Below are 22,866 nucleotides of genomic sequence, written 5' to 3'. Positions count from 1 at the left end.
GGAGCACCAGTTTGCGATCACTGCGCCATGGGCAGCCAGGCACAAAACACATCTTCGTCACCGGAGGTGTCGCATCGTCCCTGGGCAAGGGGCTGACGGCCTCCAGTCTCGGACAGTTGCTCACCGCGCGCGGTCTGCGCGTGACGATGCAGAAAGTCGACCCGTATCTGAACGTGGATCCGGGCACCATGAATCCGTTCCAGCACGGCGAGGTCTTCGTCACCGAGGACGGCGCCGAGACGGACCTGGACATCGGTCACTACGAGCGCTTCCTCGACCGCGATCTCAGCGCCTCGGCCAATGTCACCACGGGTCAGGTGTACTCGACGGTGATCGCCAAGGAGCGTCGCGGCGAGTACCTCGGTGACACCGTTCAGGTGATCCCGCACATCACCGACGAGCTCAAGGCGCGCATGCTGGCCATGCACGAGCCGGACGCGAGCGGTGAGGCCCCCGACGTGGTGATCACCGAGATCGGCGGCACCGTCGGCGACATCGAATCGCAGCCGTTCATCGAGGCGGCACGACAGATCCGGCACGATCTGGGCCGCGACGACGTCTTCTTCCTGCACGTCTCGCTGGTGCCCTACCTGGCCCCCTCGGGTGAGCTCAAGACCAAGCCGACGCAGCACTCGGTGGCCGCGCTGCGCAGCGTCGGCATCCAGCCCGACGCGCTGATCCTGCGGTGCGACCGCCCGGTGCCCGAGGCGCTGAAGAAGAAGATCGCCCTGATGTGCGACGTCGACATCGACGGCGTGATCTCCACCCCCGATGCACCATCCATCTACGACATCCCCAAGGTGCTGCATTCCGAGCAGCTCGACGCCTACGTGGTGCGCCAGCTCGGGCTGCCGTTCCGCGACGTCGATTGGACCGTGTGGGGCGACCTGCTCGACCGCGTCCACTCACCCCGCGAGACGGTCACCGTCGCGATCGTCGGCAAGTACATCGACCTGCCCGACGCCTACCTGTCGGTGACCGAGGCGATCCGTGCCGGCGGTTTCGCGCACCACGTGCGGACCGAGATCGTGTGGGTGCCGTCCGACGACTGCGCCACCCCCGAGGGCGCCGACGCCGCACTGCGCGACGTGGACGCGATCATGATCCCCGGCGGCTTCGGTATCCGCGGTATCGAAGGCAAGCTGGGGGCCATCGCCTACTCGCGCGAGCGGGGAGTACCGCTGCTCGGATTGTGCCTGGGCCTGCAGTGCGTGGTGATCGAGGCCGCGCGGTCGGTGGGACTCACCGACGCGAGTTCCACGGAGTTCGATCCGGAGACCACGCAGCCGGTGATCGCGACCATGGCAGATCAGGAGGCGGCGGTCTCCGGCGACGCCGATCTGGGCGGCACCATGCGCCTGGGCTCGTACCCGGCGGTTCTGGAGCCGGGCAGCCAGGTGGCCCGCGCCTACGGAGCCGGTGAGGTGACCGAGCGACACCGGCACCGCTACGAGGTGAACAACTCCTACCGGGACGAGATCGCCGAGTCGGGGCTGCGGTTCTCGGGGACGTCGCCGGACGGCACGCTGGTGGAGTTCGTCGAGTACCCGCGCGAGACGCACCCCTTCCTGGTCGCCACGCAGGCGCACCCGGAGCTCAAGAGCCGACCCACGCGACCGCATCCGCTGTTCTCGGCCTTCATCGAGGCGGCGCTGAAATACAAGGCGGCAGAACGGCTTCCGGTGGAACTCGACGGCTACGACCCCTCCGGGATGTATGCCGCTGTCGACGGAGAATCGGACTAGGGGTCATCGCGACGATGCCGGCCCCCGGATCCCACGAGTTCACCGTCCGTGATTCACAGACGGTCTATGCGGGGGCGATCCTGGCGCTGCGCACCGACGAGGTGACCATGCCGGGCGGCACCACCGCGCGGCGCGAGGTGGTCGAGAAGCACGGTGCGGTCGCCGTGGTCGCCCGCAACGACGCAGGCGAGATCGCGCTGCTGCGCCAGTACCGCCACCCGATCGGCCGGCGACTGCTGGAGCTGCCCGCCGGGCTGCTGGACGGCGGCCCCGAGGAGACGCCGGTGCAGGCGGCACAGCGCGAGCTGGCCGAGGAGGCCGGGCTGGCGGCGACGTCGTGGCGCACTCTGGTCGACCTGGACTCGTCGCCCGGTTTCACCGACGAGGCGGTCCGCGTCTTCCTGGCCGAGGGGCTCCGCGCCGTCGACACCGGCGAGCAGCTTCACGAGGAAGCGGACCTGGTGCTCACCTGGCGATCCCTCGACGAGGCGGTGGCCGCGGTGTTCACCGGCGAGATCGTCAACGCGATCGCGGTCGCCGGAATCCTGGCCACCGCAGTGGCCGATCGGGGCGCGAGTGCTCTGCGCGCGCCGGACGCGGCCTGGACAGACCGTCCGCGACGCTTCGATACCCGGGGTTAGGGGCGCGATGACGCAGGTCTCGACCCCGGACGTGGTGCAGCGCTACCTCGACCACCTGACGGTGGAGAGGGGGTCGGCGCGCAACACCGTCGCCTCGTATCGCCGGGATCTGGAGCGCTACACCGGATTCCTCGCCGGCCGGGGCGTGCACTCGCTGGCCGAGGTCTCCGAGACCGACGTCCGGGAGTTCCTGGTTTCACTGCGCAAAGGAGACCGGGACGACGGTGTGCCGGGGTTGGCCGACTCGTCGGTGGCGCGAACCCTGGTGGCCACCAGGGGTTTTCACAAGTTCGCCGCCGCCGAAGGCATCGTCGCCGAAGACGTGGCGCACGCCGTCCGCCCGCCGAAGGCGCCACGGCGCCTGCCGAAGGCTCTCTCGGTGGACGAGGTGCTGGCCATCCTGGAGGCCGCCGGAGCCCCGGATCATCCACGCGCCCTGCGCGATCGGGCGATGCTGGAACTGCTCTACAGCTGCGGTGCACGGATCTCCGAGGTCACCGCGCTGGACGTCGACGATCTGGACACCGAACATCGGGCGGTGGTGCTGCGGGGCAAGGGCGGCAAGGAGCGGATCGTGCCGGTCGGACGGCCGGCGATCGCCGCCGTCGACGCCTATCTGGTGAGGGGACGACCGGCCCTGGCCAAGCGGGGCACGCCTGCACTGTTCCTCAACATCCGCGGCGGCCGGCTCTCGCGACAGAGCGCGTGGCAGGTGCTGGTCGACGCGGCCGCCCGTGCCGGGGTGGACAAGGACGTTTCACCGCACACGCTGCGGCACAGCTTCGCCACCCACTTGCTCGACGGCGGAGCCGACGTCCGGGTGGTGCAGGAGTTGCTCGGCCACTCGTCGGTGACGACGACCCAGGTCTACACGCTGGTCACGGTGAACACGATGCGCGAGGTCTACGCGACCGCCCACCCCCGGGCCCGCTGATCGCCGCCCCGCCGGCCGGCTGAGCCGCAGAATCACTGCTGCCACATGTATCCGCCCGACGGAGTGGGCTTGCACGTGACGATGGCATCGGTGTTCTGCACTCGAGTTCGGGCGCCGGGCTCGCTGCACGGAGAATTCCATGCGACCGGCGGATTGGTCTGGTAGCTCATGTCGCGCCAGACGCTGTCCATTCCACTGCACGAGAGTCGTCCGTCCGGCGACCTCGTGTCGGTGTACGGGTCGCAGGGCTGACCTTCGACCGGCGCCGGGACGAGGGTCTCGTAAGTCGTCGTCGCGGTCTCCATCGGGGGCGTGGCCACATACGACGGCGACGACGGCGACGCCGTGCTGGACGGCGCGACCGATCGCGTCACCGTCGTCGTGCTCACCGCCGGAGCAGCGGCGTGCGGTGTTCCGGAGCCCTGATCGTCGCGAACCAGGAAGACTCCGAGTGCGACGACGGCCATCGCGATGACCGCGGCGGCGCCGATGAGCACGGCGGTGGGCCACGAAGGCTTCGTCCCCGAACGGGTCTCGCCCGAATCGGTGTCCGGTGCCTTGCGTTGCGGCACGGAGGCAGCAGGGAGGGTCCGGGCAGGAAGGGTTCTGGCGTGGGCGGGGGACGACGACTCGCCGCCGACGGCCTCGGCGAACGCCGAGACGAACTCCCCGCAGGTCGCGAAGCGTTCGTCGGGGTCCTTGGCCAGGACCCTCGCGAACACGCCGTTCAGCGCCTCGGGCAGGTCGGGGGCGACGTCGGTGATCGCCGGGATCGGACGGTTCAGGTGCGCGGCCATCAGCGACGTCATCGTCGGCGCGGTGTACGGGGGCTCGCCGGACAAGAGGTGGTAGGCGGTGCAGCCGAGAGAATAGACGTCCGAGCGGTGGTCGACGTCTAGGCCTTCGATCGCTTCCGGGCTGATGTAGTTCATCGTGCCGACGGCGAAGCCGGTCGCGGTGAGCGACATCGACTCGCCCGCGGCTTTCGCGATACCGAAGTCGGCGAGTTTCACCGCTTCGATCTCGTCGCCGGCGAGGGCCACGAGGATGTTCGCGGGTTTGACGTCGCGGTGGGTGATCCGCTGCTTGCGCCAGGCGTAGTCCAGCGCGGCGCCGGACCCGCCGATCAGGGCGACGACGAGGTGAACCGGCAACGGTCCGTGGCGCTGCAGCAGATCACCGGCATCGGTCCCGTCGACGAACTCCATCGTGATCCAGAGGCGTTCGTCGTACTCGCCGCGGTCGTAGAGCGTGATGATGTTCGGGTGTGAGAGCTGCGCGAGGAGGTCGGCCTCCCGTTGGAAGCGGGCCTTGAAGTCGTCATTGCGCGATACCCCTGCGTCGAGGAGTTTGAGGGCATCTCGCCGAGGAAGGCGAGGGTGCTGTACCAGGAACACCTGGCCCATACCCCCTGCGCCGAGCTGCCGGATGACCTGGTAACCGGCGATCGCTGTCAGATCCACGGATTGAAGTCTGTCAGACCGCGATCAGCGTCCCCCGAAGAAACGACGCAGATCGCGCAAGTCTCCCAATACTTAGCGATCGCTCTATTACTTTGTTAGCGTGACGGGGGTAACGCTCACCGGGGGACCGAACTCGTCTGGAGGACTTTCCCATGTCCGATCTCGTGATCTCCGCACCCGCGCACGACCTGTACTCGACACTCGCCCAGCGCGCCGACTCGTCCGGAGATTCCGTCTTCCTCGTCGACGGAGAGCGCACCGCCACCTTCGCCGAGCTGCTCGACGGCGTCGACCGAGTCGCAGCCGGCCTGGCGGCGAGGGGAATCGGTACCGGCGACCGGGTGGCGATCGCCCTCAACAACCGACTCGAGTGGGTTCAGGCGTTCTTCGCGACCGCGCGGCTCGGCGCCGTGCTGGTGACGCTCAACGTCCGCTACCGGGAGACCGAACTGCTCTTCATGCTCGAAGACTCGGGTGCAAAGCTGCTGATCAGCGAGGCGAGGGTGGGTGACTTCGACTTTCCGCCCCTGCACGCCTCGATCCGCGACCGGCTGCCCGGCCTGCGGGAGGTGATCTACGTCGACGCTCCCTCCGGAACCGGGCCGGCCGATTTCGGCGACCTCGCGGCGTCCGAGCCGGCCGGGGCACACCCGCCGGTCGATCCGGGAACGGCGGCGCTGATCCTGTACACCTCGGGAACCACCGGCACTCCCAAAGGGGCGGTGCTGACCCACCGCAGTCTGCTGGCCTCCGCGAACGGACAGGTCGACCGCACCCGGTTCGGCCCTGACGACAGCGTTCTCGGCATCCTGCCGTTCAACCACGTCGGGGGTGTCACCTGCACGCTGCTGTCGATGCTGCTCGGCGGTGGTCAGGTGATCCTGCTGCCGGCATTCTCCCCGGCGGCCGCGGTAGACCTGGTGCGCCGCCACGGGGTGACGATCCTGACCGGCGTGCCCATGATGATGAAGCTGATACTCACCGAGCTGGCGCCGGGGGAGACCCTGCCGATCCGGCTCGCGGTGACCGGCGGGTCCAACGTGGAGCCCGCCCTGCTCCGCGCGATCACGGCGGCGGCCCCTCAGGCACGGCTGATGAACCTGTACGGACTGTCGGAGAGTTCCGGCGCCGCCGTCATGTCGGGACGCGACGACGACGAAGCGACGCTGCTGGCCACCATCGGCACCGCACTCTCCGGCGTCGAGGCGCGCGTGGTCGATCCGGACGGGAATCCGGTGGCGGCCGGAGTCGACGGCGAACTGCAACTTCGCGGAGACCTGATCGCCGACGGCTACTGGGACCGCCCGGACGCGACCGCGGCGACCTTCCGCGACGGCTGGCTGGCGACCGGCGACATGGTGACGATGTCCGGCGACGGTCACGTCACCCTGCGCGGCCGCAGCAAGGAGATGTTCATTCAGGGCGGCTTCAACGTCTATCCGGTCGAAGTGGAGAACCTCCTGGTGGAGCATCCGGCGGTGGTCGCCGCGGCCGGTGTCGGCGCCCCCGACCCGGTGCGCGGCGAGGTGGGCTACTACTTCGTGATCCTCACCGCGCCCGGTGCCGCCGAGGCGGCCGAACTGATCGACCACTGCCGCGGCCGGCTGGCCGACTACAAGGTGCCGGTGCACGTGGAGATCGTCGACGAACTGCCGACCACCCCGGCCGGCAAGATCCGCAAGGCCGAGTTGCAGGAGCGCGTGCGCCGGGAAGACTGACCGCGAGAACGGCTTTGCGGCCCGGGCCCCGCCGGGCGGGCCGATAGCATTAGGGTGAAGCAGGTGCGGGCGGTCGGCGCCCGGTGTCGTCAGGCGGGGACCCCGTCGGGGAGGAGCAGCGGACAGGTGAGCGCAGATACGCCCGAAGCCGCTGGTCAGCTACCACTCGACGGCGCCGCAGAGGTCGAACTCGGTCCCACCGGACGCCCGTACCGCGACATCCCCGACCCGCGCCCCCGTGACAAGCACGGCCCCGCCGTCCTGATCGCGGTGTGCAACCAGAAGGGCGGCGTCGGCAAGACCACGTCGACCATCAACCTGGGTGCCGCGCTCGCCGAAGCGGGCCGGCGCGTGCTGCTGGTCGATTTGGACCCCCAGGGCGCACTGTCGGCGGGACTCGGAGTGCCCCACCACGAGCTGGACCAGACCGTGCACAACCTCCTCGTCGCCCCGTACGCGGCTACCGACGACGTGCTGCAGCGCACCCGGGTGGACGGGCTCGACCTGCTGCCGTCGAACATCGACCTCTCGGCCGCCGAGATCCAGCTGGTCAGCGAAGTGGGCCGCGAGCAGGCCTTGGCGCGCGCGCTGCATCCGGTCGCCGACCGCTACGACTACATCCTGATCGACTGCCAGCCGTCGCTGGGACTGCTCACCGTCAACGCGCTGGCCTGCGCCGACAACGTGCTCATCCCCATGGAGTGCGAGTACTTCAGCCTCCGCGGCCTGGCGCTGCTGACCGACACCATCGACAAGGTGCACGACCGTCTCAATCCTCGGCTGACCCTCGGCGGCATCCTGGTCACCATGTTCGACTCGCGCACGCTGCACTCCCGCGATGTGATGGCGCGCGTGGTCGAGGTCTTCGGCGACGCGGTCTTCGACACCGTGATCAGCCGGACGGTCCGGTTCCCGGAGACCTCGGTGGCCGGGGAGCCGATCACCTCGTGGGCCCCGAAGTCCGCCGGTGCCGAGGCCTACCGGAACCTGGCGCGCGAGGTCATCGCCCGCAACGAGCCGTAAGCGGAGCCGATGTCGTCCGCTGAGCCTGCCGACGGGCACGAGGACGTCGGGCCCGAGGGCGAGGCGCCGACCGGCTTCCAGGTGACGCTGACCAACTTCACCGGACCGTTCGACCTGCTGCTGAATCTGATCAGTCAGCACCGGCTCGACGTCACCGAGGTGGCACTGCATGTGGTCACCGACGACTTCATCGCCTACACCAAGGGGCTGGGCCCCGATTCCGACCTGGACCAGACCACCGAGTTCCTGGTGATCGCGGCGACCCTGCTCGACCTGAAGGCCGCCCGGCTGCTGCCGTCCGGGCAGGTGGACGATCCCGAAGATCTGGCGCTGCTCGAAGCGCGTGACCTGCTCTTCGCCAGGCTGCTGCAGTACCGCGCCTACAAGCAGGTGGCATCGCTGTTCGCGGAGCTGGAAGCGACTGCGCTGCAACGCTATCCCCGTGCGGTATCGCTGGAGGAGCGGTTCGCCGAGCTGCTTCCCGAGGTGACGCTGGGCGTGGACCCCATGGGGTTCGCGCAGATCGCGGCGGCGGCGATGGTGCCCAAGCCGACGCCCGTCGTCGGACTCGATCATCTGCACGGCTCGGCCGTGTCGGTACCCGAGCAGGCCAAGCGCCTCAGCGTGCTGCTGACTGCCGCCGAGGGCCGGATGCTGACGTTCGGCGAACTGGTGGCCGAGTGCACCAACGGGCTGGAAGTGGTGGCGAGCTTCCTCGGGCTGCTCGAGCTCTACCGGGAGCAGGCGGTGGCCTTCGACCAGACCGAGGCGCTCGGCGAACTGAAGGTGGCCTGGACCGGCGAGACCGACGAGGCCGAACTGGAGAAGGCGCTGGCGAAGGCAGAAGAGTTGGAGAGGGCAGGGGAGTACTCATGACACCGGAACCGGAGGCCGCGACGGAGACCGCCGAAGAGCCGATCATTGCCGAGCCCGAGCGCGACCTCACGATCGACGCGGAGGGGGAGCGCTACCTCGACGACGCAGACCTCCGCGGAGCGCTGGAAGCGGTTCTGCTGGTGGTCGATTCACCGATCTCCACCGAAGAACTGGCGACCGTCGTCGACCAGGACCGGGTGCGGGTCCGCGCGATGGTCGAACAGATGGCCGCCGAGCTGACCGCCGCGGGAAGTGGCATCGACCTGCGCTACGCCGGCGACGGCTGGAGGTTTTACACCCGCGCCGAATTCGCACCCTACGTGGAGAATCTCCTACTCGACGGCGCCCGCAGCAAACTGACGCGCGCAGCGCTGGAGACACTGGCGGTGATCGCCTACCGGCAACCGGTCACCCGCGCGCGCGTCAGTGCGATCCGCGGCGTTAACGTCGACGGCGTGGTCCGTACGCTGCTGGCCCGCGGCCTGATCAACGAGGCGGGAACCGATGAACAGACCCACGCCACAATGTACGAGACCACGGAACTGTTCCTGGAGCGCCTCGGGCTCGCCTCGCTGAGCGAGTTGCCCGACCTGGCGCCGCTGCTGCCCGACGTCGACGTGATCGACGATCTGGGCGAGGAACTTCTCGACGATCCGCGATTCGCCAAACTGAGTGCTCAGACGGCAGAATCGGACGCAGACACCTCGGCGGAAGTCATCCGTGACGCCGACGAGGGCACGAACGACAACTGAAGGAAGATTCCATGGGAACCGCTAGCCGAGACGGCAGACCGGGACAGGGAGACGGCGACCGTCGTTCCCGCTCGACGGGCAAGGGCAACGCATCCGGGGGTAAGGCCGCCGGGGGGAGACCTGCCGGAGGTAAGGGCGCCGGGGGCAAGAAGCGTGCCGGCAAGGGCGCACCGGGGCAGCAGCCGTCGAGTCGCAAACCGCATCGCAAGGGATCGCGGCCGGACGTCGCTTCCGGACGCGTCCGCCTCAACAACGCCAAACCGGCCCGCCACCAGACCAGCGCCTCCGCCGGCGACGGTGCCACCTACGTCGACGACGGCATGCGGCTGCAGAAGGTGCTGGCCGCGGCCGGTGTCGCGTCGCGGCGCGGGGCCGAGGAGCTGATCGCCGCCGGACGCGTGGAGGTCGACGGCGAGATCGTCGTCGAGCAGGGCCTGCGGATCGACCCGAACACCGCGATCATCAAGGTCGACGGCGCCCGGGTGATCATCGACGAGACCAAGCAGTACCTGGCGCTGAACAAGCCCAAGGGCTGGCAGTCGACGATGAGCGACGAGCAGGGGCGCCCCTGCATCGGTGACCTGGTGGCCGAACGGGTGATGTCCGGGCAGCGGCTGTTCCACGTCGGACGGCTCGACGCCGACACCGAGGGCCTGATCCTGCTCACCAACGACGGCGAACTGGCGCACCGGCTGATGCACCCGTCCTTCGAGGTGCCCAAGACCTATCTGGCGACCGTGCGCGGCGAGGTGCCGCGCGGCCTCGGCCGCGTGCTGCGCAAGGGCGTCGAACTGGACGACGGTCCCGCCTCGGTCGACGAGTTCACTGTGCTGGAACTGCACGAGGGCCGCAGCCTGGTGCGGCTGGTGCTGCACGAAGGCCGCAAGCGCATCGTGCGCCGGATCCTCGACGAGGTCGGCTTCCCGGTGCAGCGCCTGGTGCGCACCGACATCGGCCCGATCGCGCTGGGCAATCAGCGTCCGGGCAGTCTTCGGGCACTCGACAGCAAGGACGTCGGGGCGCTGTACAAGGCGGTGGGAATGTGAGCGGCGCGCTGGACGTGGTCGCGATCGACGGCCCCGCCGGAACCGGGAAGTCCACGGTCGCCGGGCAATTGGCCGAGCGAGTCGGTGCGCATTACCTCGACACCGGCGCGATGTACCGCGCGGCCACCCTGGCCGTGCTGCGCGCCGGCGCCGCCCCCGACGACGTCGACGCGGTCGCCACGACCGTCGAGGGCGCCGAGATCGTGCTGGAGATCGGCAGTGGCGGCGACACCGTCGTCTACCTGAACGGTGAGGACGTGTCGCGGGAGATCCGCACCGCCGAGGTGACCGCCGCGGTGTCGGCGATCTCGGCGAACCCGGTGGTCCGCACCAAGCTGGTCGACCTGCAGCGCGCCCATGCCGAGGATGCCTTCCTGGTGGTGGAGGGCCGTGACATCGGCACCGTCGTCTTCCCGAACGCGGTGCTCAAGATCTACCTGACCGCGACACCGGAGGCCCGTGCCGACCGGCGGCACCGGCAGAACCTCGCGGCCGGGCGGCCCAGCGACCTCGCCGAGGTGCTCGCCAGCGTCAACCGGCGCGACCATCTGGACTCCACGCGGGCGATGAGCCCCCTGCGCCCCGCCGAGGACGCGGTGCACGTGGACACCAGCGACCTGACCCTGAATCAAGTGCTCGACCGGTTGACCGGACTCGTCGGCGAGCGGATCGGAGTACGCGATGTCTGACGAGATCTCCGGCGAGGCCTTTGCCGACGGTGAACTGCCCGGCGACGGCACGTGGTCCGACGAGGCGGACTGGGAGCTGTCGGAGCTGATCGGCGAGGAGGAGGCGGCGGCGACCGAGAAGCTGCCCGTCGTCGCGATCGTCGGACGGCCGAACGTCGGCAAGTCGACCCTGGTGAACCGGATCATCGGCCGCCGCGAAGCGGTGGTCGAAGACGTCCCCGGCGTCACCCGCGACCGGGTGTCGTATCCGGCGAGTTGGATCGGCCGCCGGTTCATGGTGACCGACACCGGCGGGTGGGAGCCCGACGCGAAGGGGCTGCAGCAATCCATCAGCGCTCAGGCCGAGTTCGCCATGCGCACCGCCGATCTGATCGTTCTGGTGGTGGACGCCACCGTGGGGGCGACGTCCACCGATGAGGCCGTGGCACGCACCCTGCGGCGCGCCAAGACGCCGGTGCTGCTGGCGGCCAACAAGGTCGACAGCGAGCGCGCCGAAGCCGATGCGGCGGTGCTGTGGTCGCTCGGGCTGGGGGAGCCGCACATGATCTCGGCCTCGCACGGCCGCGGGACCGCCGATCTGCTGGACACCATCCTGGAAGCCCTGCCGGAGACCCCGCGCGAGCGCTACGTCGCCGGCGGACCGCGCCGCGTCGCCCTGGTGGGCAAGCCGAACGTCGGCAAGAGTTCGCTGCTCAACCGGCTGGCCGGGGAGGAGCGCTCGGTGGTCGACAACGTCGCCGGCACCACCGTCGATCCGGTCGACGAGGTCATCGAACTCGACGGCGAACCGTGGCAGTTCGTCGACACCGCCGGACTGCGACGCAAAGTGCGCACCGCGACCGGTCACGAGTACTACGCGTCCCTGCGCACCCGGGCGGCCCTGGAGTCCGCCGAACTGGCGCTGCTGCTGATCGACGCCAGCGAGACCATCTCCGAGCAGGATCTGCGCGTGCTGTCGATGATCATCGACAGCGGCCGGGCACTGGTGGTGGTCTTCAACAAGTGGGACCTGGTCGACGAGGACCGGCGTTACGACCTCGACAAGGAGATCGACCGCGAACTCGCGCGGGTGCCGTGGGCGCGCCGGATCAACATCTCGGCCGAGACGGGCCGCTCAGTGACCAAGCTGGTGCCCGCCATGGAGCAGGCGCTGGACTCGTGGGACCGGCGGGTGCCGACCGGCCGGCTGAACAACTGGCTGAAGGAAGTCATCGCGGCGACGCCTCCGCCGGTGCGTGGCGGCCGTCAGCCGCGGGTGATGTTCGCGACGCAAGCCGCGACCCGTCCGCCGACCTTCGTGCTGTTCACCACCGGCTTCCTGGAGGCCGGCTACCGGCGGTTCATCGAGCGCCGGCTGCGTGAGGAGTTCGGCTTCGACGGTTCGCCGGTGCGGGTGAACGTCCGGGTCCGCGACAAGCGTGACCGGCGCCGGTAGAGCCCGCCGCACTGTGTAATACTTCCGGTCATGCTGATCATCGGAATCATCCTGTGGGGAATGCTCATCGGCGCTGCCGCCCAGTGGATCCTGGGTGCCACCAAGGGTTCGGGCGTCAACTGGGGGATGGCCCTGGGGGCCGGTGTTCTCGGGTCGTTCATCGGCGGCCTGCTGGGCAGCCTGATCGCCGGGGAAGGCTTCGCTTTCCGCCCCAGCGGGATCATCGGATCGCTGATCGGTGCGCTCATCGTGACTGCCATCTGGGTGTGGGCCGACCGCCGCCAGGCCGATTCGTGAACCCGATCGGGTGTGCGCTAATGTAGTCCTCGCTCCGCTTGCGGAGCACCTCCCCGCAAGGGGAAACCGGACTGTGGCGCAGCTTGGTAGCGCACCTCACTGGGGGTGAGGGGGTCGCAGGTTCAAATCCTGTCAGTCCGACCATTCCGTGCATGCGTGGTCACGAGCCCGCAATCGACGACACCGTTCAGATCCTCGCCACCGGCGGGGATCTGTTTCGTTTTGCCTCGCGGACTCGTGATGAGGCCTTTTCGGTGTCGTACGATGTGAGTATTCATACTGGCCGCGAGGTGGGAGATTCGGTTGTCGGCTGACAAGGCGAGGGCCGGGGAGGCGTCACCGCCCACCCATCGAGCCGTGTCGGTGCTCGAGCTTCTCGCCGCCGCGGACGGGCCGCAGACGTCGGCCCAGATCGCCGACCGATTGGCGCTGAGCCGCTCGACGATCGGGAACGTGCTCTCCGCCCTGCAGGCCCGCGAGTGGGTCAGTCGGCGGGACGACCTGACCTATGAACTCGGCCCCGCCCTGCTGCGCATCGCCGAGCGCGAACGGTCCAGGCTCGCGGCCGACCCCGCCCGTCAACGCGCCCTGGAAGACCTTGCGCGCGAGGTGGAATGCGGTGTGGCGCTGACCGTCGTCGACGGCGGCGAGGTCAGATTCACCGCCGTCGTCGAGAATCGCGGCCGTATCCCCGCAGGCATCTCGGTGGGGACCAGGTTGCCGCTCATCCCGCCGGCCGCGGCGACCGTGATCGCCCACGCGGACCGGCCGTCGCGTGAGGCGTGGCTGGCGGCGGCCGAGCCGTCCGAACGCGGGAAGTACGCGCAACTGCTGGCCGACATCGACGAGTTCGGCGCAGCGGTCTGGGGTGTCGACTCACGCAGCGTCGCCACGCTCGACGTCCTCGCCGACGTCGTCGAGCATCTGGCGCATGATCCGGTCAGCCGGACACTGCGCGAACGCGTGCTCGCCCTTCTGGGGCAGATCAGCGGCGCGGCCTATCGTCCCGGCGAACTGGATTCCGAGGCGGCGCTGCCGATCAGCTACGTGTCCGTCCCGGTGCTCGATCCCGACGGAACGGCGTCGGCCGAGCTCCTCGTCGGTCCGATGCGGGCGGCGGTGGCCAAGCCGGAGCGGGATCGCTACCTGGCGGCCGTGACCGCGGCGGCGCGGGTCCTCGCCGAGTTGCGCTGACCCGGCCTCGGAGTCGGTGACGGCCCACGCGGCACAGCCCTGGGCCTTGCGCCGCGACCTGAGTTCCCTTTACGATTCGGATGTCAGTATCTGTGTCGATAGATACGACTATCTGTGTCAGGAGAAGTCATGTCACCGACGACGGTGCTGGACCAGGTCGACATCGAGGGCGTCGACTTCGCATTCCAGGACGACCCCGACATCCACGCCACGCTCGCAACGCTTCGTGCCCGGCGTGACTACGCGGTCGTGCCGTTCGCCGGCGTGCGGGCCGTTCTGCTGCTCACCGACGAGCTCGTCAGCGCCGCTTTCAAGGATGAGGCGACCTTCCCGGCTGCCGCCATCTATCAGATGACGACCGGGCCGGTACTGGGGAAGACGCTGCAGTGCATGGAGGGGCAGGAGCATCGCGTCGCGCGCGGTGTCGCGACCCCGCCGTTTCGGCGGAAGATGGTCGCGAGTCAGGTGGAGCCCCTGCTCGAGCCCCTGGCGCACGAACTGATCGACCGATTCTCCGGCGACGATTCCGCCGACCTGGTCGCCGAGTTCACCACCAAGTATCCGGTGCTGGTGATCAGCCGCCTGCTCGGCCTGCCGGTCGCCGACGAGGCGACGGTCCATCGCTGGGCGCACGATCTGTTCTACTTTCCGCTCGATCCGGAGGCGGCGATGCGGGCGTCGCGGGAGTTCACCGAGTACGTCGTGCCGATCCTGCAGGCGCGGCGGCGTGATCCGGGAGACGATCTGATCTCCATGCTGGTCACCGAGTCGGCCGAGGGGGAGTTCCTCGACGACGAGCAGATTCTGTCGTTCCTGCGGCTACTGTTCCCGGCCGGCGCCGACACGACCATGCTCGCCCTGGGCAACACGCTGTCCGCGCTGCTGACCCACCCCGAGCAGTTGGCTCTGCTGCGCTCGGACCCCGACGAGTGGACGCAGTGGGCGATCTGGGAAGGCATGCGCTGGGAACCGCCGGTCGGACTGCTGCCCCGCGCTTGCCCGCGAGCGGTGGCATGGCGCGGGATCTCGATTCCGGCGCTGACCCCGATGATCTTCTCCATCAACGCCGCGCATCGCGATCCTGCGGTCTACGAGCGCCCCGATGACTTCGACATCACCCGGCGGAAGACCTCGATGCTGTCGTTCGGGCAGGGAGTGCACAGCTGTGCCGGAAACTGGCTGGCGATCGCCGAGCTCACCACCGCGCTGCGGGTGTTGCTCGAGCGTCTGCCCGACCTGGCGCTGGTCCAGGGCAGCGAGGACGCGGCGAAGGTGACCAGCCAGGTCGGGGTGGCGCTGCGCGGCCCGAATGCGCTGCCGGTGCAATGGCGTCGGGCGTGAATCGATGACGACGGACGAGGTGCGCGAGTCTTATCGGGCCAGGGCGGGCGAGTACATCGACCTGCTGGGTTCCATCGACGACACGAGCCCGGTCGACCGGGCACTCGTTGCCGATTGGGCGGGCGCCGCCGACGGGCCGATCCTGGATGTGGGCTGCGGTCCCGGGCACTGGACCGCCTTTCTGCACACGGCCGGGGCCGAGGTGGTCGGGATCGACCCGGTCGAAGCGTTCGTCGAGCACGCCGCCCGCAGCTACCCGGACGTGGACTATCGGCTCGGTCGGGTCGACGACCTCGGTGTGGACGAGGAGAGCGTCGGCGCGATCCTCGCCTGGTACTCCCTGATCCACCTGCCTCCGGCTGATCTCGACGCCGCGTTGCTCGAGTGTGCCCGCGTACTGGTGCCCGGCGGGAGTCTGCTGGTGGGCTTCTTCGAAGGCCCGGATCTCGCGCCGTTCGACCACGCCGTGACCACCGCCTGGTTCTGGCCGATTCCCGAACTCACCCGCCGGATCGAGGGCGCCGGATTCACCGTCGCCGGCACATGGTCGCGGCACGACGACGGTGCCCGGCCTCACGGTGCGATCCGCGCCACCCGTGCCGGCTGAGTTCACCGCAGCACCTCCACCAGCGCGACCCAGGACACGGCGATCGCCGAGACGATCGCGAGCAGACAACCCGCCGCGGTGAGCGGCAGGCCGCTGCGATGGTCGCCGACCAGGGCGATCCCGGCGGCCAGGTACCCGGCGATCGGCAGGAATCCGAGTGCGGACTTGCCGATTCGCGCACCGTGCGAGGGGAGTGGGTCGCGCATGATCATCCGGGTGGCGTGGACCTGAAAGGCGCCGGCGGCAACGGTGCCCACCAGGATCACCACGCCGTACCAGAGCAGATCGACATCGGGTACCAGGGCGACGGCGGAGGCCACCAGCGCGAGCACCAGGGCGGCGATCGCCGATGCCAGGCGGGCGGTCAGGCTGCCGGCCTGGACGATCTTGCCGATGTTGACACTGGCCGCGACGATCACCAGGCCGGCGAGCGCAGCGCTCGCGCCGGCCATGGCGACGTTGAACTCGCTCCAGTTCTCCAGGGTCCCGGGCATGGGCCGATGCTAGGCCGCTACGGGCGTGATGGTCGCCGAACGCCCGGAGCCGGGAGGAGTCGGTCAGCGACGGAACTGGGTCAGCAGGAACTCCATCCCGGGCAGCAGTGTCGCGAGCATCGGGATGACGTGGTTGACGATGGACTTGGTCAGGATCGGCGGCGTCGAGTCGGTGACGAACTCGACGTCGGCGCCCTGCTTGCGCCAATCGGCGACCAGCGTGGCCACCTGTCCGTACGGGATCACGTCGTCTGCGGTTCCGCCCTCGACCAGGACCGGCGCGTTCGGCTTGAGTTGGCCGATCCGGTTCTGCTCGAGGATCTCCATGATCTCCGGGTACTGACGGATCACCGTGCCCAGAGGCTTGCCGCTGCGCGTCCAGTCCTTGGTCTGCTGGAACGGAGAGCTCATGATGATGTCGCCGATGCACTGCTGCGACAGCTGCTTGAATTTGGCGCGACCGACCGCGTTGGTCTCGGCCTGCACCACCTTCTCGATCACCGGGTGGCGGGCCGCCAGGCCGTTGATGGCGAAGCCGATGCCGCCGACGATGGTGGTGCCGTCGATGGTGTCGATCACCTTCGACAGGTCGGCCGGCGGCGCGCCCGCGTAGGTGGCCTTCACGTTCAGTTCCGGTGCGTAGGTGGACGCGGACTCGGCGGCCGCGGCCGCAGCGCCGCCGCCCTGTGAGTAGCCGGCGAAGCCGATGGGAGTGTCGCCGGGTGCGCCCGCCGCATTCAGGGCGGCACGGGCACCGTCGAGCATGGCGTGTGCGGTCTCGGCGCGGTTGACATAGGTGTGGATGCCGGGAGTGCCCATGCCGATGTAATCGGTGACGAACACGCGCACGCCATTCGCCAGCAGGTAGTACATTTCCGGCGCGGTGTAGTTGACGCCGATGCTCGGCTTGCTCAGGTCCACCGACATCGGCAGCCCCATCATCTTCGACGGGGCGCACTGGTCGCCCTGTCCGATCGTTCCGGGGCCGACCACCACGGTCGGCCGCGGCCCGGCACCGGCCCACGCCGCGGTCGGCTCCACCGCGGTGCCGGTCACCGCCACGGGGGCACCGTCCTGCAGGCGCGAGGTGTACATCACCTTGGTGGCCTTGCCGGGCCACTGCTGCTGGATGCCGGGGATCTGCAGCAGCAGCGGAGTGTGGTGGCTGCGGATGATCGATCCCGGTTCGGTGGAGAACCGCGCCGGCGGCGTGTAGAATTCCGCTGCCGACGCGGCGGGCGCGACGGCGGTCAGACCGGCGCCGACGGTCGCACCGACCACCACGGTGCCGATGAGGCGTTTGACCGCCCGGGACGATGAAGAGAAACCCCGAATACTGTTCACGAGCCGGTATGTTACTGCACAGTAACCGTGGATCGTGACTCGAGTCACCGGGTGGCTGTCCGGAAGCGGCTCGACGTAGTCGGTGCTCATCAGGGCGGCGCTGATGAGCCGAACGACGGGCCGTATGGGGGTTTCACCTCGTGCGCGACTACCATTCCGACGGGATCAACCGTTTGGAGAATTGATGACGACGTCGGACAACAGTGCGCTGATGGAGCGTGTCGGGCACTACTACGTGGCCGATCACACCTACGAGGTGGGCCGCGAGAAGGTGCGCGAGTACGCCCGTGCGGTCCAGGACTACCACCCGGCGCACTGGGAGGACGAGGCCGCCGCCGAGCTGGGGTACTCCGGGCTGGTGGCGCCGCTGACCTTCACCTCCATTCCGGCGATGGCCGCGAACCAGAAGCTGATGCAGGAGGTGGTGGTCGGCTACGAAACCTACGTGCAGACCGAGCAGGTCTTCTGCCAGCATCGCCCGATCGTGGTCGGCGACGTGCTGATCACCGACGTCGAGCTGTCCTCGGTGCGGCGGATCGCCGGCAAGGACATGATCACCATCACCAACACCTTCGTCGACCAGCACGGCGAGACGGTGCACACCATGCACACCACCGTCGTCGGCGTGACCGGCGACGAAGTGGATCCCGCCATCAATACGGCGGTCCGCAAGGTGATGATGCACGACGTCGACATCCTCTCGGTCGATGCGGCGGCGGCCGACTACGTCAAGGCCATCCGTGAGGGAGAGGCCCCCGCGCAGTCGCAGGTCGGCGCACAGCGTCCGGTGGTCACGCTCGACTTCGACACCCTGACCAAGGGTGATCAACTTCCGGTGCGGCATTGCGGACTCGCTCGCGGCGACCTGGTGAACTACGCGGGAGTCTCCGGCGACGCCAACCCGATCCACTGGGACGAGAGCATCGCCAAGCTCGCCGGGCTGCCCGACGTGATCGCGCACGGGATGCTGACGATGGGGCTCGGTGCCGGCGTGGTCTCGGCCTGGTCCGGCGATCCGGGGGCGGTTTCCAAGTACTCGGTCCGGCTGTCGGCGCCGGCGATCGTTCCGGCCGACGGCCGCGGCGACATCGAGTACGGCGGCCGGATCAAGTCGCTCGACGAGGCCACGCGCAGCGGGGTCGTAATCCTGACCGCGAAGTCGAATGAGAAGAAGATCTTCGGCATGGCGACCCTGGAGCTCCGCTTCTCCTGACGGTGCCGGCTTGTCCTGGCAGGGCTGTGATCGGCTGGAATGGCCCCGGGAGAGCCGCAGAAGAGGCGCTGGCGGAAAGTTTTTGCGCCAGAGGGTTTCCCACCTGTTCTCCGGTGTGACATAGTAGTGGGGCGGTGACAGATCGTGTCATCGTGAAATCTGAAGAAGGCAGTAAAGTAGCATGGCACAGGGAACCGTCAAGTGGTTCAATGGCGAAAAGGGCTTCGGCTTCATCGCCCCCGACGGTGGTAACGAAGATGTCTTCGTCCACTACAGCGCGATCTCGGGTAGCGGCTTCCGCAACCTCGAAGAGGCGCAGCGCGTCGAGTTCGACGTGGAGCAGGGCCCCAAGGGTCCGCAGGCGACGAATGTCGTAGCGGTCTGACAAGAGCTTTTCTCGCCAATGCCCCGGTTGATTTCAACCGGGGCATTGGTGTTTCTCGCGATCGATCGACCCGCTAGATCTCGAGCGCGAGATCGTCCATATCGCTGAGCGAGCCGCCCTCGGCAAGCAGTTTCCGGTAGGCGCGCAGGCGCACCTCGTCGATCGCGGTGGTGCTGGTGCCGCGCTTCCAGTAGCCGAACACCGCCACATCGTCCTTGGGCAGCCCGCACGCAGTGCGGAAGTGCCTGCGGATCTCACGCATGTCGTCGCGTTCACCGGCGGCCCACACCACCATGCCGTCGGCTGCATCCAGCCCGGCCAGCGCCGCGGAGAATCCGTGGCCCGCCGCGATCCGCCGCAGCTGAAGACCCGGTAGATCGGGAAGATCAGCGAACGCGACGTGATCGTCGGTGGCGACCCAGGCGACTCCGTGCAGCCCCGTCGGCGGCTGCTGCAGGATCGCGTACAGCGCCGGAAGCGCCGAATCGTCGGCGAACAAGGCGGCCGGCCGCCCCTGCGCCGAAGGGATGACGAAATTCGGCCGAGGTCCCACGAAGTCCACCGTATGGCCGGTCTCGAGTGCGCCGAGCCACCGCATCATCGGACTCGCATGGCCGTGCCGGACCACGTCGATGTCGACGGTGGCGTCCTCCACCGAACACGACCGGATCGTGTAAACCCGGTTCAGGGGGTCGCCGTCGCCTCCGATCTGCAGTCGCACGGCCACGTTGGGGACGGACCAGGTGGGATCGACGGCGACCTGCGGTGCCGTGAGCGTGATCCGGCACAGGTGCTCGCTGACCTCCTCGATCGCGGTGACGGTGCCGGCGTGCAGTTGAAGTCCCGAGTTATGGTCGTCGGACGCGAGGGCCGCGTTCCGGTGCAGTGGTCGATCGGTCATCAGACAGCCTCCTGTGAGTAGCCGGACGGGCGGAACCGCCGGGCGACGAGCGAACCTATACTGGATCGAAGTTAGTGAACCCTTACTTACTGTCGTTGTCGGAGAGCGTCACGGTGTTACCTTTTCCTTCCTCGCCGCGCCCCGCGTCGGCGTCAGCGTCGCCGCGGACCGTCCACGACCCCGTCCTGCACTGGGTGGTTCACGGCAGACTTCGACTGCTCTGCGGCACGACAACGCTCGATGCGGTTGCGCACCAGGCGATCTGGGTACCACGGGGAGTCGATACCGCAGTGGCGCTCGATGACGGAGCGGTGGTGGTGCCCATCGGCGGCATCGATCCGGACGGAGTCACGACACCGCGGGTGATCGACGTGCCGGAGGCCTGGAACGGATGGTTGCTGTACGCCTACGGCGAGTCGCTCGGCTATCTGGACCGGACACCGGCGGCGTCCGTGATCGAAGCACGCCTGCGCGAGAGCGGTCGCGGGCCGGCTGCGATGCCGCCGATGCCGGTCTGCCCCGCCGCGGTCGAGGTGGCACGGCGGGTGCTGACCGACGTCGCCGGTTTCAGCTCCCTCCCGGAGGAGGCGGCGCGGGCCGGATGGAGCGTTCGCACCTTGCAGCGGCGCTTCCGCGCCGAGACCGGACTCAGTGTGACCGAGTGGGTGCGTCGGGCGCGGCTGGGCGTGGCCGCCGACCTGCTGGCCGCAGGCCGGGACCCCGAATGGGTGGCGCATCGGGTCGGATATCAGACGGCGAGTGGATTCAGCCGGGTGTTCTCGGCGAGGACCGGGGTGACCCCCGGGCGCTGGCGCCCGGAAGGGTCGGACGGTGGCGGCCACGGCCACGGCGACGAGCCCGCGCCGCCGCTACCCGCGCAACGCACGTGGACGCGGGTCAACGGTGCAGCGGTCGCGGTCTGGGTCGCCCGCGGCCAGGCGACGGTCACCGTCGGGGAGCGGTGTCATCATCTGCGGGCCGGCCACGCGCTGGTGCTGCCGGCCGGAGTTCCCAACAGGATCCGGACGGGCGCTGAGTCGCTGGTGATCCCGGTCGGGTTCCGGCCGGGCGGTGGGGGAGTCGGCGCGACCGTGCGACCGGCCGACTTCGGGCCGGAGGAGCAATGGCGTCTGCTGGAGGCGTCGGTGGCCTGCTACACGGGGCTGCCCGTGCGCGGCGCCGCCGACGGCGTCGATCTGGTCCTCTCCGGGGCGCAGTGGGAACCCGCGTCCGCGGACGACCGTCTTCTCGCCGACCTGGCGAATGCCCTCGCGTGGGGTGACGACCCGCAGGATCGAGCGCTGGGGCAGTGGGCCGCGGCCTTCGGCGTCAGCGAGAGCCGGATCCGGCGCGCGGTTCGGGAGGCGACGGGGATGGGATTCGCCCACTGGCAGCGGCTGGCCCGGATGAGCAGCGCGCGCAGCCGTCTGCTGCACGGGGGGTCGGTAGGCAAAGTGGCGCGCGACCTCGGGTACGCCCACGTGTCCGGGTTCTCGCGCGCTTTTTGCGCGGTGCACGGTGCGCCCCCGGGGCGGTGCACCGCGCGGAAGGCCGGGTAGCGGGTGTGTCGTCCGCGCGTCAGCCGGTCGCGGCGATCAGCGGTACCAGCAGCTCGGCGACGGTCCAGCCGCCGTGATGGCCCGGCATGATCGTCTCCAGGGGTTCGGCCAGACTGCGGGTCAGGAGGGTGTCCCGATACGGGACGGCCACCACGTCGCCGATGCGATCGACGACGTGGGCCGCGGTACCGGCGCCGAACCACTGCTCGTCGACAGCCTGCTCCCGCGTGGCGATCCGCGCGATGCCGTCCAGCTCGGCCTCCCACACCTCGCGTACCCGAGAGGCCTGACCCGGCTCGGCGTATACGTGCCGGATCCGGGCCTCCCCGGCGACGGCACGTACCCGCTCGGTGAGTTCGGGACTGGTGTCGATGTCGATGCGCCGGCCTGCGGAGATCATGCCGTGGTCGCCGGTCACGAGCAGCGTCGCGCCCGGCGGAAGGAGATCGATCACCTCCCGGACCAGGTCGTCGATGTCGCGCAGCCGTTCGCGCCACTCCGGGGTGCCCGGACCCCAGCGATGTCCGGCGGCGTCGAGTTGAGGGAGGTACCCGTAGATCAGCCGGGGGCCCTGATCGCCGTGCGCGAGGATCTCGCGGAGGTGATCGCGTACCGCTGCCGGTGACGACGCATCGCGATAGTCCGTCGGGTTACCGTAGGCGGCGCGAGTCAGGCCCGAGCCGCGGAAGTCGCCGGCCATCAGGACGGTGACACCGGCACCGGCCTGGCCGAGTTCGTCGAACGCCGCCGGCATCGGCTGCACATCGGCCGGCGGGAAGAAGGCTCCCGCATCGCGGCCGTCAGCGGTGTCGAGGGTCCAGCGCAGCGTGTTCAGCGTGTGCGTGATGTCCGGATCGAGGTCACGCGGGGCGAAGCTGTAACCGAGGATCCCGTGTTCGCCGCAGGGGAGCCCGGTGCCCAGACTGGTGAGGCTCGTCGCCGTGGTCGACGGGAAGCCGGCTCGCAAGGTGGCCGAGCGGTTCGCCGTGAGGGTGGGGGCGAACACCGAATTCTCTTGCAGCAGAACGTCGCCCAACCCGTCGACCATGAGCACCACCACGGTGTGACTGTCGGGTATCTCGAACCGTCTGCCCTGGCCGTAGCCGAGGGCGGCCGATACCGACGGAATCAGGTCGGCGAGAGTGGGGCCGGAGGTCCAGCCCTCGGGTGGGAGTTGGTCGAGAGGGCCCATGGCATGAACGCTACGGT

At 69.1% G+C, this 22,866-nt stretch carries 23 protein-coding genes and 1 tRNA gene; 19 read left to right on the top strand and 5 right to left on the bottom strand.

All coding sequences use genetic code 11. The annotated features are described in order from the left end of the window. Window positions 1-11: 11 nt before the first annotated feature. From pyrG to xerD, 3 genes are read left to right on the top strand one after another with little or no spacing between them, the layout of a single operon-like run. Window positions 12-1,745, top strand: a complete 1,734-nt coding sequence (gene pyrG / locus ABD732_RS15660; RefSeq protein ID WP_344785401.1) for a CTP synthase — start codon at window positions 12-14, stop codon at window positions 1,743-1,745. Between the two features lie 14 nt (window positions 1,746-1,759). Next, window positions 1,760-2,386, top strand: a complete 627-nt coding sequence (locus ABD732_RS15655) for an NUDIX domain-containing protein (protein ID WP_344785399.1) — start codon at window positions 1,760-1,762, stop codon at window positions 2,384-2,386. 7 nt (window positions 2,387-2,393) lie between these two features. Then, complete coding sequence (gene xerD, locus ABD732_RS15650) at window positions 2,394-3,320, top strand: site-specific tyrosine recombinase XerD (RefSeq protein WP_344785397.1); 927 nt, start codon at window positions 2,394-2,396, stop codon at window positions 3,318-3,320. Window positions 3,321-3,352: 32 nt separating this feature from the next. On the opposite strand, the gene ABD732_RS15645 is transcribed toward xerD, so the two are convergent. Beyond that, window positions 3,353-4,783, bottom strand: a complete 1,431-nt coding sequence (locus tag ABD732_RS15645; RefSeq protein WP_344785395.1) for a serine/threonine-protein kinase — start codon at window positions 4,781-4,783, stop codon at window positions 3,353-3,355. A 152-nt stretch (window positions 4,784-4,935) separates the two neighbouring features. Here ABD732_RS15645 and ABD732_RS15640 point away from each other — a divergent pair, with 152 nt between their 5' ends. The 13 genes from ABD732_RS15640 to ABD732_RS15580 all read left to right on the top strand — a co-directional run bounded on the left by ABD732_RS15640 (window position 4,936) and on the right by ABD732_RS15580 (window position 15,761). Next, the gene (locus ABD732_RS15640; protein ID WP_344785393.1) at window positions 4,936-6,501 is read left to right on the top strand and encodes a class I adenylate-forming enzyme family protein; all 1,566 of its coding nucleotides are present in this window, start codon (window positions 4,936-4,938) and stop codon (window positions 6,499-6,501) included. Between the two features lie 126 nt (window positions 6,502-6,627). Further along, complete coding sequence (locus tag ABD732_RS15635; protein WP_344785391.1) at window positions 6,628-7,524, top strand: ParA family protein; 897 nt, start codon at window positions 6,628-6,630, stop codon at window positions 7,522-7,524. Window positions 7,525-7,533: 9 nt separating this feature from the next. Then, on the top strand, window positions 7,534-8,400 hold the full coding sequence (locus ABD732_RS15630; protein WP_344785389.1) for a segregation and condensation protein A: 867 nt from the start codon (window positions 7,534-7,536) through the stop codon (window positions 8,398-8,400). Then, window positions 8,397-9,152 carry an SMC-Scp complex subunit ScpB gene (scpB, locus tag ABD732_RS15625; protein ID WP_344785387.1) on the top strand — a complete coding sequence of 252 codons (756 nt, stop codon included), beginning with the start codon at window positions 8,397-8,399 and terminating at the stop codon, window positions 9,150-9,152. The genes ABD732_RS15630 and scpB overlap by 4 nt, the downstream gene beginning before the upstream one ends. Window positions 9,153-9,163: 11 nt before the next feature. After that, window positions 9,164-10,198, top strand: a complete 1,035-nt coding sequence (locus ABD732_RS15620) for a pseudouridine synthase (protein WP_344785385.1) — start codon at window positions 9,164-9,166, stop codon at window positions 10,196-10,198. Then, window positions 10,195-10,887, top strand: a complete 693-nt coding sequence (gene cmk / locus ABD732_RS15615) for a (d)CMP kinase (protein WP_344785383.1) — start codon at window positions 10,195-10,197, stop codon at window positions 10,885-10,887. The genes ABD732_RS15620 and cmk overlap by 4 nt, the downstream gene beginning before the upstream one ends. Next, complete coding sequence (gene der / locus ABD732_RS15610; protein ID WP_344785381.1) at window positions 10,880-12,322, top strand: ribosome biogenesis GTPase Der; 1,443 nt, start codon at window positions 10,880-10,882, stop codon at window positions 12,320-12,322. The genes cmk and der overlap by 8 nt, the downstream gene beginning before the upstream one ends. 30 nt (window positions 12,323-12,352) lie before the next feature. Next, window positions 12,353-12,619 (top strand): GlsB/YeaQ/YmgE family stress response membrane protein, encoded by a 267-nt coding sequence (locus tag ABD732_RS15605; protein WP_344785379.1) that lies wholly within the window; start codon window positions 12,353-12,355, stop codon window positions 12,617-12,619. A gap of 67 nt (window positions 12,620-12,686) precedes the next feature. Further along, window positions 12,687-12,763, top strand: a tRNA-Pro gene (locus ABD732_RS15600). A gap of 8 nt (window positions 12,764-12,771) precedes the next feature. Beyond that, window positions 12,772-12,933 carry a hypothetical protein gene (locus ABD732_RS15595; RefSeq protein WP_344785376.1) on the top strand — a complete coding sequence of 54 codons (162 nt, stop codon included), beginning with the start codon at window positions 12,772-12,774 and terminating at the stop codon, window positions 12,931-12,933. A gap of 43 nt (window positions 12,934-12,976) precedes the next feature. Beyond that, the gene (locus ABD732_RS15590) at window positions 12,977-13,813 is read left to right on the top strand and encodes a helix-turn-helix domain-containing protein (RefSeq protein WP_344785374.1); all 837 of its coding nucleotides are present in this window, start codon (window positions 12,977-12,979) and stop codon (window positions 13,811-13,813) included. 129 nt (window positions 13,814-13,942) lie between these two features. Next, a complete protein-coding gene (locus ABD732_RS15585; protein WP_344785372.1) occupies window positions 13,943-15,154 on the top strand; it encodes a cytochrome P450 in 1,212 nt (403 codons plus the stop codon). Between the two features lie 4 nt (window positions 15,155-15,158). Continuing rightward, window positions 15,159-15,761: a class I SAM-dependent methyltransferase gene (locus ABD732_RS15580; protein ID WP_344785370.1), complete on the top strand. Its 603-nt coding sequence runs from the start codon at window positions 15,159-15,161 to the stop codon at window positions 15,759-15,761. A 2-nt stretch (window positions 15,762-15,763) separates the two neighbouring features. On the opposite strand, the gene ABD732_RS15575 is transcribed toward ABD732_RS15580, so the two are convergent. After that, window positions 15,764-16,255 carry a hypothetical protein gene (locus tag ABD732_RS15575; protein WP_344785368.1) on the bottom strand — a complete coding sequence of 164 codons (492 nt, stop codon included), beginning with the start codon at window positions 16,253-16,255 and terminating at the stop codon, window positions 15,764-15,766. 63 nt (window positions 16,256-16,318) lie between these two features. Beyond that, window positions 16,319-17,599, bottom strand: a complete 1,281-nt coding sequence (locus tag ABD732_RS15570) for a lipase family protein (RefSeq protein WP_425553067.1) — start codon at window positions 17,597-17,599, stop codon at window positions 16,319-16,321. Window positions 17,600-17,783: 184 nt separating this feature from the next. On the opposite strand from ABD732_RS15570, the gene ABD732_RS15565 reads away from it, so the two are divergent. Further along, window positions 17,784-18,812 carry a fused (3R)-hydroxyacyl-ACP dehydratase subunits HadA/HadB gene (locus ABD732_RS15565; protein ID WP_344785366.1) on the top strand — a complete coding sequence of 343 codons (1,029 nt, stop codon included), beginning with the start codon at window positions 17,784-17,786 and terminating at the stop codon, window positions 18,810-18,812. Window positions 18,813-18,993: 181 nt separating this feature from the next. Then, entirely contained in the window at window positions 18,994-19,197 is a 204-nt protein-coding gene (locus tag ABD732_RS15560; RefSeq protein ID WP_344785364.1) for a cold-shock protein, read from the top strand. Between the two features lie 73 nt (window positions 19,198-19,270). On the opposite strand, the gene ABD732_RS15555 is transcribed toward ABD732_RS15560, so the two are convergent. Continuing rightward, complete coding sequence (locus ABD732_RS15555; protein ID WP_344785362.1) at window positions 19,271-20,098, bottom strand: siderophore-interacting protein; 828 nt, start codon at window positions 20,096-20,098, stop codon at window positions 19,271-19,273. Between the two features lie 290 nt (window positions 20,099-20,388). Here ABD732_RS15555 and ABD732_RS15550 point away from each other — a divergent pair, with 290 nt between their 5' ends. Beyond that, a complete protein-coding gene (locus ABD732_RS15550) occupies window positions 20,389-21,657 on the top strand; it encodes a helix-turn-helix domain-containing protein (RefSeq protein ID WP_344785360.1) in 1,269 nt (422 codons plus the stop codon). A 19-nt stretch (window positions 21,658-21,676) separates the two neighbouring features. On the opposite strand, the gene ABD732_RS15545 is transcribed toward ABD732_RS15550, so the two are convergent. Continuing rightward, window positions 21,677-22,849 carry an alkaline phosphatase family protein gene (locus ABD732_RS15545; RefSeq protein WP_344785358.1) on the bottom strand — a complete coding sequence of 391 codons (1,173 nt, stop codon included), beginning with the start codon at window positions 22,847-22,849 and terminating at the stop codon, window positions 21,677-21,679. Window positions 22,850-22,866 lie beyond the last annotated feature (17 nt).

This window comes from Gordonia caeni, assembly GCF_039537105.1.
Taxonomy (GTDB): Bacteria; Actinomycetota; Actinomycetes; order Mycobacteriales; family Mycobacteriaceae; genus Gordonia; species Gordonia caeni.
This window is presented reverse-complemented; position numbering and strand designations above follow the sequence as displayed.

What these genes read in the sequence shown, in the direction of transcription:
- ABD732_RS15655 (WP_344785399.1), top strand. Translation starts at nt 1,760, where the DNA reads ATGCCGGCCCCCGGATCCCACGAGTTCACCGTCCGTGATTCACAGACG.
- xerD (WP_344785397.1), top strand. Translation starts at nt 2,394, where the DNA reads ATGACGCAGGTCTCGACCCCGGACGTGGTGCAGCGCTACCTCGACCAC.
- ABD732_RS15640 (WP_344785393.1), top strand. Translation starts at nt 4,936, where the DNA reads ATGTCCGATCTCGTGATCTCCGCACCCGCGCACGACCTGTACTCGACA.
- ABD732_RS15630 (WP_344785389.1), top strand. Translation starts at nt 7,534, where the DNA reads ATGTCGTCCGCTGAGCCTGCCGACGGGCACGAGGACGTCGGGCCCGAG.
- scpB (WP_344785387.1), top strand. Translation starts at nt 8,397, where the DNA reads ATGACACCGGAACCGGAGGCCGCGACGGAGACCGCCGAAGAGCCGATC.
- ABD732_RS15620 (WP_344785385.1), top strand. Translation starts at nt 9,164, where the DNA reads ATGGGAACCGCTAGCCGAGACGGCAGACCGGGACAGGGAGACGGCGAC.
- der (WP_344785381.1), top strand. Translation starts at nt 10,880, where the DNA reads ATGTCTGACGAGATCTCCGGCGAGGCCTTTGCCGACGGTGAACTGCCC.
- ABD732_RS15605 (WP_344785379.1), top strand. Translation starts at nt 12,353, where the DNA reads ATGCTGATCATCGGAATCATCCTGTGGGGAATGCTCATCGGCGCTGCC.
- ABD732_RS15595 (WP_344785376.1), top strand. Translation starts at nt 12,772, where the DNA reads ATGCGTGGTCACGAGCCCGCAATCGACGACACCGTTCAGATCCTCGCC.
- ABD732_RS15585 (WP_344785372.1), top strand. Translation starts at nt 13,943, where the DNA reads ATGTCACCGACGACGGTGCTGGACCAGGTCGACATCGAGGGCGTCGAC.
- ABD732_RS15580 (WP_344785370.1), top strand. Translation starts at nt 15,159, where the DNA reads ATGACGACGGACGAGGTGCGCGAGTCTTATCGGGCCAGGGCGGGCGAG.
- ABD732_RS15575 (WP_344785368.1), bottom strand. Translation starts at nt 16,255, where the DNA reads ATGCCCGGGACCCTGGAGAACTGGAGCGAGTTCAACGTCGCCATGGCC.
- ABD732_RS15565 (WP_344785366.1), top strand. Translation starts at nt 17,784, where the DNA reads ATGACGACGTCGGACAACAGTGCGCTGATGGAGCGTGTCGGGCACTAC.
- ABD732_RS15560 (WP_344785364.1), top strand. Translation starts at nt 18,994, where the DNA reads ATGGCACAGGGAACCGTCAAGTGGTTCAATGGCGAAAAGGGCTTCGGC.
- ABD732_RS15555 (WP_344785362.1), bottom strand. Translation starts at nt 20,098, where the DNA reads ATGACCGATCGACCACTGCACCGGAACGCGGCCCTCGCGTCCGACGAC.
- ABD732_RS15545 (WP_344785358.1), bottom strand. Translation starts at nt 22,849, where the DNA reads ATGGGCCCTCTCGACCAACTCCCACCCGAGGGCTGGACCTCCGGCCCC.